General features: G+C 30.4%; 16 protein-coding genes, 1 tRNA gene and 1 other RNA gene. 2 read left to right on the top strand and 16 right to left on the bottom strand.

All coding sequences use genetic code 11. The annotated features are described in order from the left end of the window. Positions 1 to 67: 67 nt before the first annotated feature. The 9 genes from BR66_RS0109945 to BR66_RS0109980 form a co-directional block, all read right to left on the bottom strand. Positions 68 to 1,663, bottom strand: coding sequence for a glucosyltransferase domain-containing protein (locus tag BR66_RS0109945; protein ID WP_026882808.1), 1,596 nt, complete (start codon positions 1,661 to 1,663; stop codon positions 68 to 70). A gap of 90 nt (positions 1,664 to 1,753) precedes the next feature. Then, complete coding sequence (locus tag BR66_RS24785) at positions 1,754 to 2,122, bottom strand: helix-turn-helix domain-containing protein (protein WP_051624174.1); 369 nt, start codon at positions 2,120 to 2,122, stop codon at positions 1,754 to 1,756. Positions 2,123 to 2,426: 304 nt separating this feature from the next. Beyond that, positions 2,427 to 2,726, bottom strand: a complete 300-nt coding sequence (locus BR66_RS0109955) for a FeoC-like transcriptional regulator (protein WP_026882809.1) — start codon at positions 2,724 to 2,726, stop codon at positions 2,427 to 2,429. A gap of 70 nt (positions 2,727 to 2,796) precedes the next feature. Further along, a complete protein-coding gene (gene feoB / locus BR66_RS0109960; RefSeq protein ID WP_035795929.1) occupies positions 2,797 to 4,860 on the bottom strand; it encodes a ferrous iron transport protein B in 2,064 nt (687 codons plus the stop codon). Between the two features lie 22 nt (positions 4,861 to 4,882). Beyond that, positions 4,883 to 5,116, bottom strand: coding sequence for a FeoA family protein (locus BR66_RS0109965; protein WP_035795933.1), 234 nt, complete (start codon positions 5,114 to 5,116; stop codon positions 4,883 to 4,885). Between the two features lie 27 nt (positions 5,117 to 5,143). After that, a complete protein-coding gene (locus BR66_RS0109970) occupies positions 5,144 to 5,380 on the bottom strand; it encodes a FeoA family protein (protein WP_026882812.1) in 237 nt (78 codons plus the stop codon). A gap of 293 nt (positions 5,381 to 5,673) precedes the next feature. Further along, positions 5,674 to 5,748, bottom strand: a tRNA-Glu gene (locus BR66_RS0109975). A gap of 64 nt (positions 5,749 to 5,812) precedes the next feature. Next, positions 5,813 to 5,993: non-coding RNA, 6S RNA (ssrS, locus tag BR66_RS25165), on the bottom strand. Between the two features lie 117 nt (positions 5,994 to 6,110). After that, a complete protein-coding gene (locus BR66_RS0109980) occupies positions 6,111 to 6,509 on the bottom strand; it encodes a hypothetical protein (protein WP_026882813.1) in 399 nt (132 codons plus the stop codon). Positions 6,510 to 6,863: 354 nt separating this feature from the next. Between BR66_RS0109980 and rocF the strand changes: the two genes are divergently transcribed. Then, positions 6,864 to 7,763 carry an arginase gene (gene rocF, locus BR66_RS0109985; RefSeq protein WP_026882814.1) on the top strand — a complete coding sequence of 300 codons (900 nt, stop codon included), beginning with the start codon at positions 6,864 to 6,866 and terminating at the stop codon, positions 7,761 to 7,763. A 274-nt stretch (positions 7,764 to 8,037) separates the two neighbouring features. Here rocF and BR66_RS0109990 read toward each other — a convergent pair whose 3' ends face one another. After that, positions 8,038 to 9,213, bottom strand: coding sequence for an FprA family A-type flavoprotein (locus BR66_RS0109990; RefSeq protein WP_026882815.1), 1,176 nt, complete (start codon positions 9,211 to 9,213; stop codon positions 8,038 to 8,040). 141 nt (positions 9,214 to 9,354) lie between these two features. Then, positions 9,355 to 11,637: an RNA polymerase recycling motor HelD gene (gene helD, locus BR66_RS0109995; RefSeq protein WP_026882816.1), complete on the bottom strand. Its 2,283-nt coding sequence runs from the start codon at positions 11,635 to 11,637 to the stop codon at positions 9,355 to 9,357. A 145-nt stretch (positions 11,638 to 11,782) separates the two neighbouring features. On the opposite strand from helD, the gene BR66_RS0110000 reads away from it, so the two are divergent. Next, positions 11,783 to 12,628 (top strand): SDR family oxidoreductase, encoded by an 846-nt coding sequence (locus tag BR66_RS0110000; protein ID WP_026882817.1) that lies wholly within the window; start codon positions 11,783 to 11,785, stop codon positions 12,626 to 12,628. 64 nt (positions 12,629 to 12,692) lie between these two features. On the opposite strand, the gene BR66_RS0110005 is transcribed toward BR66_RS0110000, so the two are convergent. The 5 genes from BR66_RS0110005 to BR66_RS0110025 all read right to left on the bottom strand — a co-directional run bounded on the left by BR66_RS0110005 (position 12,693) and on the right by BR66_RS0110025 (position 18,994). Next, complete coding sequence (locus tag BR66_RS0110005) at positions 12,693 to 13,676, bottom strand: biotin--[acetyl-CoA-carboxylase] ligase (RefSeq protein ID WP_026882818.1); 984 nt, start codon at positions 13,674 to 13,676, stop codon at positions 12,693 to 12,695. 57 nt (positions 13,677 to 13,733) lie between these two features. Next, positions 13,734 to 15,014, bottom strand: a complete 1,281-nt coding sequence (locus BR66_RS0110010) for a hypothetical protein (RefSeq protein WP_035795955.1) — start codon at positions 15,012 to 15,014, stop codon at positions 13,734 to 13,736. A gap of 217 nt (positions 15,015 to 15,231) precedes the next feature. After that, entirely contained in the window at positions 15,232 to 15,606 is a 375-nt protein-coding gene (locus tag BR66_RS0110015; protein WP_026882820.1) for a DUF956 family protein, read from the bottom strand. Between the two features lie 318 nt (positions 15,607 to 15,924). Further along, entirely contained in the window at positions 15,925 to 16,575 is a 651-nt protein-coding gene (locus BR66_RS24790) for a 4'-phosphopantetheinyl transferase family protein (RefSeq protein ID WP_026882821.1), read from the bottom strand. A 7-nt stretch (positions 16,576 to 16,582) separates the two neighbouring features. After that, complete coding sequence (locus tag BR66_RS0110025; RefSeq protein WP_026882822.1) at positions 16,583 to 18,994, bottom strand: AMP-binding protein; 2,412 nt, start codon at positions 18,992 to 18,994, stop codon at positions 16,583 to 16,585. Positions 18,995 to 19,035 lie beyond the last annotated feature (41 nt).

Here is a 19,035-nt window from a genome sequence, read left to right on the forward strand (position 1 = left end):
GTTTTCTGATTTTCCCATTTAAAGAAGATGGCAGTATTCAAATAGTCTCCATGGGATAAATTTTAATCTAGTGTGTTGATTTAACACCATTCACCGACATCCATGTTGATGAAGGAGTGGACAATTTTACAACAATACAACCATTTAATTCTTTAATGCTATATCTGCTTGGCCAATTTATCAAATTCTTAGAATTATCATATGCATATTTTATTTGACTAGTAGAAGGCATAATAACCCCATAACCTTCCGATCTTAAAAAGTTTATTATTCTAGTATTATTACCATCATCCCAGCTAAAAAAAGATCCACCGGTGGACCCTGAAGTATTTGAAATGATCTTTCTATCTACATCATGCATGCCTATAAAAACAATAGGTACACTATTATAAGCATATCCATCAATACCAATATCATGAATAATTTCATTTCCTACATTTGTGTCAAACTGATATACCATATAGCTATCGTAAAAGAGCCTATTCATATACATTGAATTGAAAAACAAAATGAGCACACTTGCCATTATTACTATTGGATTAATTATTCTAATCTTAATTGTTTGATTGTTAACTAAAAGAAGTTCGATTGCTCCAGCCAAAGGAAGTGCAATATAAGTACGCCCAGTTATCCCTGAAGTTCCAAGCACAATAGACAACATAAAAGGAGATATTAGCAATAAAATTGCTAATACGCAGTTTATAGATTTATTAATAATTTTTTTTGTATTAATAAAAGAAAAAATTGAATAAATAAAAAATAAGCACGTCACTACTAAAATAACTTTGCCTCCGTACACAGCTGAATCACCAAATAATATTTTTTCTACATAATGCAAAGTGGTTAGCATTACATGGATATTACTTTTCCCTCTGTTCCAACCTATATATCCTGTAAGATAATTTCCTGGATCAGGGGCAATAAACTTAGTTATAATTTTATTAATCAAATAATATGATAAAACTCCAAATATAAATGCAAATATAGCCTTTATGATATTTATTAGAATTTGTTTATTATAATTATGTATTAGACCAAAAATCAATACATATGCAATAATCATTACTATATACACAACCACAAATGCCTGATAAATTGAGATGGATACAAATAATAGTATTGAACTAATAATAATATATTTTTCATGCCTAAATTTAAAATATGTATATATAAATAATACCGAGATTGACATAAGTAACATACCTAATGATTGTTGCAAGTTAAACATGGAATATGAAAGAATTTCTCCTACGACAAGTGGAAGTGAAGAAAAATAAGAACAAAATACAAATGATGAGAATTTATTGAATTTTGTATAAAACATCGAAATACAAAATAAAAAACAAACACCAGAAAAATTCCATATTAGCACTGATAAAAAGTCCCATAAGAATGGAATATAATTACCAGTTGGTGAAATAACTTTATCAATTAAAAAAACTCCAAACCTCCCTTGCATTAGCCATAATCTAATATTACTAGGATCACTACTATTAATCCAAGTTTCTTCATCTATAGTCAATGAATGATTGGTTAGCATAAATCCAAAACAAATCAAACTAAATATAAGAGAACAAATTATAGGAATCTTATATTCAACAATAAACTCCTTAAAATTGCGAATTTGTTCAGATATATTTTCACTTATTACTAAAAAATCCATATTTTCACCTCAACATTTATTTTTTAAAAAATCAGTTTTACGACAAGATTTTTTTTCATACTTATCAACAAGTTACTTTCCCTGACTAACTTAATACTTCTTACTTTTTATGTATCCAATAGCAAATAATATAAAAGACAAGAAAACTGATGTCAATACAATAATAAAAACTGATATATTATTTCCACTTCTCCTTTTCAAAAAGTTATCTATAGTATTCATACCAACTTTATCGCTATTCTCCTTTGTACTGAATTCACCATTTAGAAGTTCTCCAGTTGTAACTTCTAGAATTTCAGCTAATGTAGGGATTGTTGTTATCTCAGGATATCCTTGCCCGGTTTCCCATTTTGATACCGCCTTGCTTGTAACGTTAAGTTTATCAGCTAAGCTTTGTTGTGTCATAGATTTTTCTTTTCGTTGACTGGCAATAAAACAACCAACCTTTTTATTATCCATTCTTTACCCTCCCCATAGCATCGTCTTATAATTAAAATAATATCATAAGTCTTCCAATTATATCAACCTACGTATGCTTGAATCTGATGTCTACGTAAAGTGGAATATTATTTTTTTTATAATAAACCTTATCTTCTGATTTTCCAAAAGTTATTGGAGCTGTATTACTTTAAATTTTTAGTTATAACTTCGCTGCCTTCAAATGGGAGAATGCTGTAACAGTAGTTACCAAATAAATAAAGCTAGATATCTAATTTTAGATATCTAGCTTTATTTTACTAAACATTGATTATTTTGTGAACAATCAATTAAATACTCTTTTAAGCGTATTTCTACCTTTATCTGTTATATTCCAAATTCCAATTTCTATATTACTTTTACCATCACAACAACTACTTTTGCTCTTTGTAGTACTTGGCATGCAGTCACTACAACAATCACAACTTGAAGATGCATTCATATTATCTTTGTTAATGTATCCCATGTTTTGAAGTTGTATTATCATATCTTCTACCATAGACTCATCGACCCCAAGCTCTTCAGCCATTGAGCTATTTGAATACAGCCCACCTTTAGATAATCTTTGTAATATTTTCATTAACATTTTCATCAACCCTTTCTGTTAAAGCATTTCGCATAATTTATAATAATGAATTTCATTATCAATGTATAAACTAGTTAAACCCCAAAAGCCTTCCACCTTGATACACTACAACTGCTAAAACCCATGCAATTGTGCATGTATAAATTACAACAATAATAGCCCATTTAGCTGAATTTGTTTCTCTTTTTATTGCACCAATAGTTGCAACACATGGTACATAAAGAAGTGTAAATACCATAAATGATAGTGCTGAAAGAGGTGTGTATGCGCTATGAACTGCGGCTATAAGTTTAGCACCCTCGCCCACTCCATATATTGTGGCCATAGTTCCTACTACCGCCTCTTTTGCCACAAATCCGGTTATAAGCGCTATTCCTGCCTGCCATGTACCAAACCCAGCTGGAGCAAATACTGGGGCTATAAACGCACCAATTATACCAACCAAACTATCTCTAGATCCTGCCTCTACTCCAAATGGAAGATTTGAAAGAACCCAAACAACTATAACAGCGCCTAAAATAACCGTTCCTGCTTTTTTTACAAAGGCTCCTGCTTTTTCCCACATATGAATTAATGTACCTTTAGCTGTGGGGATGCGGTATGGTGGTAGTTCCATTATAAAATATGATTCCTCACCCTTAAATACTGTACTGCTTAAAAACTTACCAACAGCTATTGAAACAACAATTCCTAAAACATAAAGTCCAAATACAACAACTCCACTTGCATCAAAAATCCCCACTTTTATTTTTGAAAAGAAAGCACTAGCAAATACAGCATAAATTGCAAGTCTTGCAGTACAAGACATAAATGGGCTTATTAAAATTGCTATCATTCTATCTTTTTTACTTTCCAAAGTTCTTGTAGACATAACTCCTGCAACATTGCAACCTGTACCTATTATAAGTGATACAGCTGTTTTTCCATGAAGTCCAACGGCATTCATGAACCTGTCCATAACATAAGCTGCTCTTGCCATATAACCAGTATCCTCAAGTATTGATATCAAAAGATACATTAAAAAGATCATTGGCGTAAACCCAATTACTGAACCAAGCCCTGCAATAAGTCCATCTGCAACAAATGAACGAATCAAATGAGGAGCGCCTAAATAAGCTAAATTGTTAGAAGACCAAGAACCTAAAGAATCAAAAAGTCTGCCAACTAAATCTGTTAATATTCCATTTCCTATAGTCATAGTTATTTGATACATTATGAACATTATAATTGCAAAAATCGGTATACCGAGCCATTTATTAGTTACTACAGCATCAATTTTATCTGACACGTTTTTTTTGCTTTCATTTGATTTATCTCGTTTTACAGCTTGTTTTACTACGTTACCTATAAATTCATAACGTTTATCAACTATATATGCATCAACGTCATAACCAATTGAATTTTCCAATATATCCTTGCTATTTTTTAATTGATTCTCTACCTTTTCAGCATTCTCAGTGTCATGTACATATTTATTTATAAATTCGTCATTTTCTAATAATTTTATAGCAAGCCAAAAAGGCGGGTATTCTAATTTTAGATTATTTTCATGAAATGTACTTTCTATTTTGGAAACTTCAGTTGCTACAGCTGTTCCATAGTCAATTTTATATTTATCTACCCTATCATCTTCCTTAGTTTCACCTAAACTTATAGCTGCTTCAATAAGTTTCTTCACTCCAAGACCTTTAGTAGCTGTAGTTGGAATCACTGGAATATTTAAGAGCGTTGCTAATTTATGTACTTGTATTTCTATTTTTTTATTTTCAGCTTCATCCATCATGTTTAATGCTAAAATAACTTTAGCTCCAGTTTCTAAAATTTGAGTTGTTAAATATAAGTTTCTTTCGATGTTGCTTGCATCGATTACGTTTATCACTACGTCTGGATTATCCTTTAGTATAAAATCACGTGCAACCACTTCATCTTCTGAATAAGCTCCTAAGCTATATGTACCAGGTAAATCTACCACAGTAATTTCTCTTCCACTAGATGTAAGTTTACCTTCTTTTTTTTCAACAGTTACCCCGGGCCAGTTTCCAACATGTTGTCTTGCACCTGTTAATTCATTAAACAAACTTGTCTTACCACAATTCGGATTACCTGCTAAAGCAAATACTAAATTTTTATTCATTATTACCTCCCAATATACTTTATTAAACTTCTCGTGCCATCACCTTTTGCGCCATAGCCCTGCCTAAAACTAACCTTGATTCTCCTACCCTAATTAACATAGGCCCTGACTCATTATTTATAATTTCAACTACGGCACCTTTATTAAATCCCATCTCCATAAGTCTTTTACAAATTGTTTCTGTTCCTACAACCCTATCAATCTCTGCTAATTTTCCCATAGTGATAAAACTTAGCGGCATATAGATTTTATCCATAATAGTCCTCCCTTTATAAAATTAGTTTTACAGCAATTCTACAATAATATCCCTTGCTTCTTTTTTTCTAAGACTTAAATTATATCCTCTTAGTTGTAGTTCAATTGGATCTCCCATAGGTGCTTTTCCTGATACCAATATCTCTGTTCCTCTAACAATACCCATGTCCATTATTCGTCGTCTAGTCTTACTAGTTGGGTCTACTCTCAGTACTTTTGCTTTGAAGTTTATTTGTACTTCATCTAGAGTTATTTCCTTAGACATAACACACCACCTCATTATTTTCTATTAATAATCATTCTCAACACCGCATCAAAAAATAAATGCCTTTCAGCATTGTTTAATATTGATTATCATTCTCGTTTATATAATACAATAGCCCTTTTAAATTGTCAAGTTAATTTATTCTAAGTAGCGGACGTATATCGAGAATATCAAAACAAGAAAAGTAAGTGTATTGATAAGATTAACTTTATGACTAACAAAATTAGAGATTTTTAGCCTAAATTAAAATAAGCAAGTTTACAAACTACGTAAACTTGCTTATTTTATATATCTGGTAGCCCCAACGGGAATCGGACCCGTGACTCCGCCTTGAGAGGGCGATGTCTTAACCTCTTGACCATGGGGCCATATCATAATCATGTGACATGAATACACTCCATGTCACATATTTTTTAATTAATATTTTACAATATTATTCCCAACGTGCCGTTACACCTAAGAGTCACACCCGCACTTTCGCAGGTGGGTTTCCCTCAAATTATTTCTGCCTACTTCTCCTAATATGGAAGCTTGACATCCACAACTATTATTGAAAATCCCTAAATATATCTGTCGGTTGAACATATAAGTTTTACGAACACCTCAGGACTTGCTACTTGTATTATTATATCATTTTAAATTTTAGTTTCAAGTTATAATTATGCTGTTATTTATGATTATAAGACTGTAGCTCTATTATTATACACATTTCTTGTAAAAGCTTGTATTCTTATAATTTTAAATCATCTATAACTTTTTCTATGTCTAAATCTTGACCACGTTTTCCAAATTCAACGATTACTTCAACGCAATCAATTTCTTCTTCATCTATATCGTAAGTGATATACTGCGCTTCCACTGAAAATTTTTCCATGCAATCCTCAATTATTTCTCCTACATTATCTATCACTAAATCATTAAGATAAGGTATAAAAAATTCTTGATTCCATTTTTCCCCGCCAGACACCTCTGTACATTCATCGTTTGCATAAGCTGTTGCAGCTTCGATTTCAGGATCATCAAAATCATAATAAAATCTTGCAAGAAAAACATCATCTTTATATTTGATTTCTTCTATATCTCCTAAATCATTTTCTTTTAAATAATCTATTATAGCGTTTTTTTCCATAATAATCCTCCTACTTTGCTTTTATTAAAATATATATCAGATTATCCACATATTTCAATAAAAAATTTTTCTAATATTTATAAGTTTTTTTTGATTAAATTTAATAGTAAAAACTCATCTACTAACTATAATAACACATTTATGGCTATATTATAAATATAATATATTATTATTGTGCATGATTATGTATTATTATAATTTTGCAAATATTCCGCATATTGCTTAAACTCTTTATATATTTTAAAATTGCTATATAATCAAACAGTACGCAACAATATCATTAATATCTAAAGAAATAACTAGTCAGTATGCTAGTCTATTTTCTTCCAGATGTTTTACTCGGAGGTATGTGAAATGAACGTAAATTTAATCGGCGTTCCATTGTTTTATGGATCTGATAAAAAGGGCGTGGACCTTGGCCCTGATAAATTAAGAGAAAATAAAATAGTAGATGTCATAAAAAATAATCATCATACAATACATGATTTAGGTAATATATATGTACCAAGCGTTAATACTGATGAAAAATACTCTTCAGATACTAATATGAAATATCTTTCACCCATTGTAGATGTAAACACAGATTTAGCAAAACAAGTATACAATTCGCTTAAATCGAATTGTTTTCCTTTTGTGGTAGGTGGGGACCATTCACTAGGAATTGGAAGCATCGCAGGTGTAAGCAAATATTATAAAAATATTGCGGTAATATGGGTTGATGCTCATGGTGACATAAATACTGATAAAACTTCTGATACAGGGAATGTTCATGGAATGCCACTGGCCGCATCGATGGGATTTGGTTCATCTTCACTTACAGATATCTATTATAAAGGTATTAAGGTTAATCCTAAAAATGTTTTCATCATAGGTGCTAGATCATTAGATAATGGTGAAAAAGACCTTACAATACAAAAACATCTAAATGTTTATTCAACTCAAGATGTTAAAAATAAAGGTATTGATACAATACTTGATGAAATTCACAAAAAAATATCTGAAAATAAAGTAGATGCTATACATCTTAGCTTTGATATAGATTGTCTTGACCCAACCCTAGTTCCTGGAACTGGAACACCAGTTTCAAATGGAATGAATCTTGAGGATGCTAAATATCTAATTAAATATTTAATGGAAACTGAGCTTGTAAAATCCATGGATTTAGTTGAGCTGAATACCTTACTTGATAAGGGAAATACTACAACTGAACTTGTAATGGGACTTGTTGACTGGACCTTTAAATATTTACAGTAATAGTTTTGAAGGTTTCTTATAGTTATTATAAATTGCTACAAATCAATAATTATATAATTCAACAGTTACAAGTGATAAATGACAAGTTAATGAAGATTTTCTGCTCGCGCAGAGAAATCATTAAAAGGATGGAAGCAGATTTGTGTGAACAAATCTGCTTCCATCCTTTTTTATTTACAACAATTATAAAAACCTGTAACTCGCCACTTATCGCTTGTAACTCTAAAACTTATTCATAATTTCTAGCTACTTTGATATATTCACTATTAATAGATTAAAGTAGTTCTATAAACTTTTCTATAAATTCATCTGCTGCTTTATATTCTTTTTCTGCTGGTACAAATTTAAATTTCAAACCACCTGGTACGATTTTAAATTTAAGTGATTTAAGTCTTTCTGTAATCATTGGAACACCTTCACCGCTCCAACCAAATGAACCAAATGCACCAGCTGCTTTACCTCTACCAGTGATAGCACTTGCATGTGAAAGTAAATCCCATGATGGTTTTACAGCATCCTGATTTATAGTAGGTGATCCTACTAATATGCCACTTGCATTCTCAAGGAGCTGGGAAGCTTTTTCTGGATCAGTCTCTGTTATTTCATGTACTTCTGCTTTTATTCCTTTTTTATTTATAGACTCTGCAAGATACTCTGCCATTGCTTTTGTATTGCCATAAGCACTTATATAAAAAACCTGAACGTTTTTTTCCTTTTCTTCTTCTTTTGCCCATTCTCTGTAAAGTTTTATGTATTTATCAGCATCAGTCATATGAACTGGACCATGGCTTGGTGCAACTATATCTATCTTTAGTCCTTCTATTTTATCAAGTCCTGCATTGACAAATCTCTTAAAAGGCGACATTATAACTTCAAAGTAATATTTCATTTCATCTAAATAATCCCCTTGGCATTTATCCTTAAGACAATATTCAGGGCAGTAATGACATCCCATTACATCACAAGTAAATAAAGTACTTGCTTCTTCATAATATGTAAACATAGTGTCTGGCCAATGCAAATTAGGAGCCGAAATAAATTTAAGAGTAGACTTTCCCAAATTAAGAGTTCCCAGTGCTATTGCATCCTGATTATTAAAATCTCTATTTACAATTTCCTTTGCATAGTTAATTGCTGCCTTTGATGCAACTACTATTGCATCTGGATAAGCCTCTATAAGTTTTATTAATGAACCACTGTGATCTAATTCTGTATGTTGAACAATTATATAGTCAACTTTTCTCTCTCCTATTACTTCCTTTATATTCGCCATAAATTCATCAAAAAATCCACTTTTAACACAATCTATTACGGCTACCTTTTCATCATCAATTAAATAGGAATTGTATGTACTTCCTCTCTTTGTTTCCATTATTATATCAAAAACTCTTAGTTTTTCATCTTTCACTCCAACCCAGTGAATATTATCTTTTAATTTTTCAGTACTCATAAAATCATCCTCCTATTATTACCTTGAATCCTAAATATTATTTAGTCTCCTTTATTGCTCTATATTATATTGGGATTTAAACAAATATAAAACTTCCTTATCCACCATTCTACCACATTAAATTATTTTTTCAATTAATGTTTAGTCTAAAAGTGGTGAAATATCCCCCTCGTAACATACATATTCAAGGTGTAATGCCCTAGTTAATGAAACATAAAGTATCTTCTTGTCAAGTTCATTATCATCATAATTATCTTTATTACAATTATATATTACACTACAATCAAACTCTAACCCCTTAGTCATATACGATGGAATAATTATCTTCTCCATTTTAACATTTTTTTCTGTGTCTTTAATTAGTTCCCAATTATGCTTGCTGTATTTTTTTAAGAATTCCTTTATTGTTTTGCATTCTTCATAAGTTCTGCCAATAATGGCCACACTATTTTTACCTCTTTTGTCGCATAGTTTTACAATATCATCTAATTTATCAGAAAAATCTTTATTTCCTTTGAAATTGATTACTTCAGGTTCCATTCCATGTCTTAAAACAGGCATGGCTGGCTTCAAGCTATTTTCTTGTTTTTTTAGTACCTTATTAGCAAACTTAATTATTTCTACAGTAGAACGATAACTTTGGGTCAATTGAACATAAGTAGCAGAATTATTAAATACGTCCTTAATGAGATTTTCCCAACTATTTATACCCTTATAAAAATAGATTCCTTGTCCTGTATCCCCAACAATTGTAAACGAATCATTTGTTGCCATATGCCTAATTACTGCATATTGAAATGCACTGTAATCTTGTGCTTCATCAATTACTATATGTTTAAATATATATCCTTCTGGAACACCTTCAAGCTTGAATTTCAAGTACATTATAGTAGTTAAATCATCACTATCGATGGACCCATTTTCTTCATTACTTTGAAATTCATCTCGAATATATCTCCAAAGTTTTATAGGAATAGTTTGCTCAGCTATTCTCCCTATTATTTCTTCATTTTCAAACATTGTTTGTAAAAGTTTTTTTGTATCTGAATGTTTCCAATTATCAAAGTAGATTTCCATGCTCTCTCTTGACAACTTTAAAATTTGTTTTTTTCTAATATCTCTTTCATCATAAATTTGTATTATTATTTTTCTTCTCTCTTCTCCATCTTCCATATTGTTTTTTACTGTAGCTATTTTATATTCAAAATCAGCTGATATTTTTGCAACAAATTCAGGTAATTTTTCTTTGAGTTTATTATTAAAATACTTTTTTATTTCATCTTTTCGCTTATCAAGAGGTAGGTGTGCCATATCTCTTACAAATAATCTTTTTATTTCAGAAGCTTTAAAAAGTGGAAACCCATTTACGTTTATATTGTCCACATTGGCATCCTCAATCTCAATATATCTTATATACCTATCTAAGATTGTTTTGTAAAATAAGGACCCTTTAAACTTGCTACTCTCCGTTATATATTTATTTTTTTCTTTTGACTCAAGTACTGACGATAGTTTTTTGTCCTTGGTAATCACTTTACCCTTTATTTTAAGGCTCTTTACTGCCAGCTCTTCAAATGTCATCTGTTTAACCATATCTATACCAAGACTTGGAAGCACCATGGATATATAATCTAAAAATAGTTTATTAGGTGCAATTACTAAAATATCTTTTCCAGCTAATGTTTTATTGTATTTATATAATAGATACGCAAGCCTGTGAAGTGCAATTGTAGTTTTTCCCGAACCTGCAGACCCTTGTACTATTAAAGGTGCATTTTTACCTGCTCTTATAATATCATTTTGCTCTTTTTGTATTGTTGCAACTACATCCTTAAGTTTACTACTGACGCTTTCTTCAAGATTTATCTTCAAAAATTCATCTGTAAGTGTATTTTCTCCATCTGCGGACTTTAAAATTATTTCATTAATACCTTCATCAAAAGCGTCTGCAAGTTCTCGTTCCCTTATGAGAAATTTGCGTTTCATGTTAAGTTCTCCATCAATAAAGCCATCCGGTACTTCATAGGATGCTTCTCCTTGAGTTTTACTGTAGTATAGATCAGCTATGGGAGCTCTCCAATCAATTACTATTTCGTCACCAGTTTTACTATCTCCAAGCCCAAATTTTCCTATGTAAAAGCTTTCGTTATCTCTAAGTCTTTCTCTGAAGTCAATTCTTGCAAAATAAGGTTCATCTTTTGTTTCAATATATTTTTCTAGATTTTTATGAGTTATGGCATATAGTTTTTGAGCAGTCTCTAATTCTTCGCTATATCTTCCTCTGGATTCTTTTTTTAACTCTGCAATTTTCATCTTAAGTTCATTATCATTTTTATCAGCTAAAATTCTTTCATTTTCTATCCACTTTTGTGTGGTTTTAAGTTTACCCTTTTCAAATTCAAATTCGCCTTTTTCTATGGACACTTTGGCACCTCATTTCCTACGAAAATTATATACATGCAAGATATTATTATATATCTACTAATTGATTTATTCAATAGTTCTATTTTAAGACTTTGTTTCATATAATATATTGTTATTATTTGTGTTTTGGAGGTAATTCTACTTTATGAAAATTCTAATTACAGGAGTTGAAAGTAATTTAGGAAAATATATAGAAAGCTACTTTGCTCAAAACAATCAAGTATTTGCTTTCACAAGGCAGATACTTGATATATCAAAAAAAGATCTTACCTATAAGACCATAACCTCAGTGAGCCCTGATATAGTTATACATTTAGATTCACAAGATAATATTGACACCTGTGAAATGGATGAGTCCAGCGCATATACACAAAATACTATAGGTACACTAAATGTTGCCTATCCTTGTAGCATACTTAACATACCAATAATTTACCTTTCAACATCCTATGTATATAGTAACAATTGTAAATGCAGTAATTTTGAAACTGATGAATGTAATCCTGTTAATATATATGGTAAAACAAAACTCGCTGGTGAAAAACTAATCAGAACTCTTTGCAAAAAGTACTTTATACTTAGAGCAGGCTGGTTATTTGGCTATGATGATTGTTTTGTTAACAAAATAATCAATAATCGAAATTTTTCCATATTTGTATGTAGTACAGAAATTGGTAACCCAACCTACTGCAAGGATTTTTGTGATGCAATAAAAGAAATGCTTCATTCTGACTTATATGGAATTTACAACTGTTGTAATCCTCCTAGCATAAGTAAATCCCTTTGGATTAAGGAGATATTTAGTCTTGCACAAATTGAAAGAACCATTTTAGAACTGCCTGAAAATTTTATTTCTAACACAGCAAAACGCCCACAAAATTCTTCTCTTAATACATCGCTTATAAAAAATTGCTTCAACATAGATTTTCCAAGCTCTGACGTACGTCTTTTAGAATATATGAATAAGAAAGGTTATATATTAAAAGAGTGAATTCGTTGTGGAAGGTTTTTAACCCACAATGCCTTCCACAACACTAAAAAGTTATATTTATTTTCTAAACATAACTTTTTTTACCTCTTATTGATACCTCTCCCGAAATAAGTGCTTCATGTTTTCCATCTTCATATTCTACAACTAAGCTACCATCTTCCTTTAATTCTAAAGCTCTAGCATTTATTTCAATACCCTTTCTTATTACCCTAATTTCTTTTCCAATTAAAATAGATTTTTCTCTACAGATTGAAATTGATTTTTTTATATCCTCTCTTTCAATATAATCATCATATAAATTTTCAAGATTATTAAGAATACGTGCTACTAATTTTTTCCTATCAATTTCCATACCCACTTCTAATTTAAGAGAAGTTGCAATTTTACTTATGTCTTCACCAAAATCAGAAGCATCAACATTAACATTTATACCAATCCCTAGTACTACAAAGTTCACCATAGTAAGCTCACAACTCATCTCTGTCAATATGCCACAAACTTTTTTATTGTTTATTATTATATCATTAGGCCATTTTATAAGACTTTCTATATTTATGTCAGAAAGAGCCATATTAACTGCTGCTGCTGCAATTTGAGTAAGCAGTGAAACTTTCATCGGATCTATGCACGGCTTCATTATTATTGACATCCACACACCTTTACCCTTAGGTGAAACAAAGTTTCTTCCAAGCCTACCTTTTCCATTAGTTTGCTCTTCACTTATCACCACTGTTCCATGTGCAGCATCTAGTGCTAATTCTTTAGCCGTAATATTTGTTGATTCTAAAGAATCAAAATGTATTATCGTTCTTCCTAATCTATCTGTTACTAATTTGTCTTCTATTTCCTCGTAGGTTAATACGTCCGGGCAAGATAATAATCTATATCCTCGTTTTGATATAGATTCAATGTCATATCCTTCCTCCTTTAGCTGATTAATACACTTCCAAATTGTAGTTCTGCTTACTCCAAAATTCTCACTTATATTTTCCCCAGAAACAAAAACTTCTCTGCTATCTTTTAATAATTTCAATATTTCTTTTTTCAATGTTTTACCTCCAAAATACTTAATCCAGTGCATGCAATGATTTTATTCAAGTATAACTCATATTGTATTTTTTCCAAAACCCAATATTACTTGAACTTTGCTGAAAATATTATAAAGTAGTTGCACAAAACAAAATACCATTATAAATATCAATGGAAAAAAATATCTACTCTGTCCTTCTGTTACAAATTGAGTAACACTAAACATATAAAACAGCATAAGAATGTATACCTGAAATTTATAATTTATACTATCCCTATTCCCTTTATTTTTAATTAAGTCAACAATTTTTGTTACACTTAAAAATAATATATATATAACCCCAGGTATAAATACTATTTTTCTTATATTTTGGGTAAACTTTTGCAGTGCATGTTCTTGTTCATATTTAAAATTGGTCCCTGGAAATACCCATGATATATCTTCACCTGCAAAATATGTGTTTCTTAATCTCATAATTCCCAATTGAATAAACCTTATAGGATGCGATGTTATCCATTTTGATGCTGCTGCCTTAAATATTTTACATCGTGTTGCCCTATTTCCGTCTTTGTAAACCTGCAAATTAACAACTGAATTTTTTACACTAGCTGATGACATCCAGCCACCAGTGTTATTTTGAGAATTATTATTTATGTAAAGAACTACCCCACTATTTGTTGATACATAGGTAAATTGTCCCATAAGCTTAGAATTTCGAAGGACTAGTGGTGAAATGGTCAAAAATGTAAATAAAAGAATAATTAAACTTACTGTCACTGCTTTTTTTAATTTTCTTGTACAAATCAATTCCACTAAAAAAATTCCTAACACATATACTAAAAATGATGCATGTATAATTGTAATAAATCCTGTTAGAATTCCCATGTAAATATACTTATATTTAACTTTACTTAAATAAATTGCCGTTACCATTAATAATATAGTAGTCATTAGTATTTCCTTAGCCAAAATACTGTTATAAAATATATTATTAGGAAATAGCACAAATATAGTAAAAATTATTTTCCTTACTATTTCCTTAATCTCTAATTTTCTCAATATATAATAAAATAATAAATAACTTATACCAGTTAAAATCAAGTTAAATATCTTTGCCTTAATAATACCCGCGCCAAATATCCAATATACAAATCCCAAAGTAATCGGATAACCTATGGCCTGCCTAGTATCTCCCCAAAAGCCTCCATTTGCAATATCTGTTGCAAGTTGGTTATAGTAATTAAAATCTGAAATAGGTTTAGTCTTAATAAAAACAACCCATAATATACTTAATATTATTCCCAAAAGCAAAACTATATAATAGTAATAATTTTTTATTTTATTTATATAAAGCATCACTAAGCTATTCCCCCGTCCGATGAATTTCTAATTACAAAAAAGCACTATATAAAGAATATCATATACAGTGCTTTTTCTACAAGTCAAATTCTCTTGAGATATTTAATTTTAATAGTTTCAAGTGCTTTACTGTATTTTTTACTTGCGGTTTTAAATAACTCAGGCTTTATTATAACCTATAATAAGTTCAGCGATTGGATAAAATCACTACTAATCAGCTCTTCTTAAATTTTGATTGCACCGCTCGCTTTACAACATCAAAAAAGCTTAACGAACTAACCATATGACTTGGATCAACATATTTTCTAACAACACGAAGTACTTTTTTTGGTTCTTTAGAAGAAAAAGTGTAGGTAACATTTTCCTTTGTTTTGATGGCATATCGTGGAATCCACTTTCCTTTTAACAACACGGATGCAATGACATAGTCAACCTTTTCCCAAGGAATTTGAATGCATTTTTGAGAATCACGAGAATTATAAAACTCAAAACTTTTGTCCCCAATCATGATTTTACCATAATCCGTAAAACCTCCAAAAGATGTTGCATCAACTACTATATCCACCTTAGTATTTAATGATTGAACCATACGCTCTACCCCTTTTCTCTTTATATATAAATTTTTTCTATTATATGTTTTATATTTGTTTCTAATAATTAATATCTATATTTTAAAACTTAGTGGGAATTTTTAAATACTTTCAAAATATTTACCATGCTCTCCGGACAATAACTGCCATGCTTGCTCTAAATTAATAAACCATTGTACAATGATTGTTGACTATAGTATATAATATACCTTCTTAAGATGCAATAATCCTCAAATTAAAAATTCGCAATTGTTATCCCAAAGCTAATTCACGAACAACTATTTAATAGATAAATTAATATATTATCCAAAGTTCTTCTAATCATCATTACCTTTAGTTATAAACTTTAAAATTTTTTTCGAGCCAGCTTTTTCTATTAAACTAACCTCTGAACTTTCACTAGCAATACACAAAGCATTCTTGGAAAAATCGAAATGCTCAAAATTAACAGATAGATTATTACGATCAATAATATCATGACCATCATATAGTAAATCAGTCATCGGAGACGAATACCAATCTTCATTGAATAATTTACTTAATGACTCTTTTGCCGTCCAAAAAAAAGTGGGGAGTTGAGAATTTTCTTTTATCTGATATTGTTCTTTCTTGGAGCAAACCATTGATAAAATTTCATAATTAACTTTATTATACTGCTCAATATCAATACCTATATTTTGATTTGAAATAGCTACAACTACCATATTATCAGTGTGCGATATAGAAAAATGATTTTCCAAAAAATCATTTTTAAAATATGGTTTACCATTTGCTCCAAGCGATAATTCACCAATGAGTTGCTCAGAAGCCACACAAAGTAATACGTAAGCCATTAAAGCATTATATCGATCTTTTTTTTGGTGGTATTTCATTGCATAAGCGTAACGAAAAGGTGCATATCTACGAACAAATGATAATACCGGTTCGTAGAGCATCTCATCTTCAAAATGATAAATTATTTTTTTCATTTTATAATTACTCCATTGGAACTAAATCAAGCTCTTTCTGGATGAATTGTCGTGCATCATCATCTACAAAGAGATAATCGTGTCCAGCATAAACATCTTTAATGACAACATTATCAAAAACAGAGTGAATTTTCTCATCACTTAGTGGTTTCTCTTCAATCATACTTCGTATATAGGTGGTAGGAGTGTAGGTTTTATTAACTTTATAATTAAATATGTCTAGAAAAACCTGATGATTATTCTCAATCAAGTGTTCAGTGGTTATATTTTTTTCATCCATTCCTTCAAAGATATGTGTTTCCTCAAAATATTTTCTATAGTATCCATTTGCTTCGCGTCCACGAACTCGATCTAAATCAGATTGCTCTAGATAAAAAGGGGAGTCTAATAGTGTTAACTTATCAACCTTTTTTTTTCTTGTATTACTTTCAAGTTGATGACAAATTTCATTAGCAATCACACCACCGTAACTCCAACCCATTAGATTAAACCTCGACATATCTATTTCAGGCATAAAATTCTCGATAAGTTTTATATAGTAATCTGCGATGTTCTCGATACCCTCAATTCTGTCCTCAGGTGTTAATAAATTATGAGGTTCTATAACATAAATTGGAAATCTTGAATTTTTTATATTGTTGAATAGTGGCTTATAAACATCGCTGCCAGTATTTCCTGAATGGATTACAAAAAGAGCTGGTATATTTTCCATCTGAGGAGTACGTTTAACAAATGTATAAATTGGTTGAAAATTATCATTTCGATCAATAAATCCTACCATGTCATATAGTTTTGTGTGATAGTGCAAATCAACAAAGTTTAATTTTTTCCCTAAATCTTGCAGTAATTTTATGCCTAATTCCATAATTTGAAGGGACGTCGCCCCCAATTTTTTAAAATCACTATTTACATTAATGTGTTTTAAATCAATATTTAAAATTTCGCTCCAAGCCTTTTTTAAATATTGAATGCTGGCACTATTGATGGCTGATGGCACTTTTACTTCTCTGTTACTTTCGTTTTCCTCTTCTAATGCCTTGAATAATTTTTTTTCGTCAATTTTGCTATTACCATTTACAGGTAATTCATTTACTTGTTTAATGCGAGATGGAATCATAATTGATGGTAATAAATCTGCTATACCTTGAAGAAGATTCTCTTCCTCTAACTTCTTATCGTTAGCAAACCAGCAATAAAGTTGTTCATTGTAAACAACCACATGTAATTGTTTCGTTGTTGGTACTAATTTATAAAAAGCACGTTCAATTTCTGATAAATCTATACGGACACCATTAATCTTATACTGTCGATCACGTCTACCTAGATATTCAATATTTCCATCAGGTAAAACACGAGCAAAGTCCCCTGTTCGATACCCTCTTAGATTTTTTCCTAAATAATTGATATTTATAAAGGCTTCTTTTGTAGCTTTACTATTCATAAAATATTCTCTGGAAACTTGTACACCATAAATAAATAACTCACCAATTTCTCCTTCAGGCAATACCTGAAGATTATTTCCTAAAATTAATGCCTTCGTATTTTTTACAGGTTTTCCAATGGTTACTTTTTGAGTTTTTGAATTTATTTTACAGATAGACGCAGCTCCACATTCCGTATTTCCATAAACATTAATTACTTTAAATGATAAATGACTAAGGTCTATATCAGGAAATCTCTGACCTGCTAGTGTTAATAAACGTAAGCTTGGAATATCCATTGAACGGATAATAATATCCCCAATCATAGTTGTTGCATTCATAAATGTAATTTTATGCTTATTCAAATATTCTTCTAAAGCAGCTAAATCGTGTCTCAAAAATTCACTTAATATATATAATGTACCACCTGCACAAATTACTGAAAAAAGATCCATATAACTTACTGCAAACGAATAAGGTGTGAATGCAGCAGCCTTGTCTTGATCTGTTAGTTCATATTCTTCTTTTTGCCATATAACTGTATTTTCTACATTTTGTTCGGAAATTTCAACAGCTTTAGGAGTTCCTGTTGACCCCGAAGTAAAATATATTGACCATGCATCTGATGAACTCTTACTGGCAGGATTAACTTCATCAAACATATATTTTCCTTCTTCAAGTGAAATTACAACTTGTGCCCCTGCTAACTGAACCATTTCCTCTAACCTTGCTATGGGTTGAGCAATATCTTGAGGAATAAACGTAATATTCTCTTTTGTTAATGCAAAAACTAAAATAGGAAAATAAATACTTCGAGGAATTTGCAACGCAACGATTTTCCCCCTCAAATTTTGCTCACGTATGATTTTAGAAACCTCTTCAATTGCTTCTACAAGCTCTTGGTAAGTCAATTGTAAAAATTCATCTACTAAAGCAATTTTATGGGGATTTATCTTTTCATAATTAAAAATTTTTAAAAGTACATCTTTATCATTCATAACTTTTCCACTTCACCCTTCATATAAAATTTGTAATTAAA

Source organism: Clostridium akagii DSM 12554, assembly GCF_000686725.1.
Lineage (GTDB): Bacteria > Bacillota > Clostridia > Clostridiales > Clostridiaceae > Clostridium_I > Clostridium_I akagii.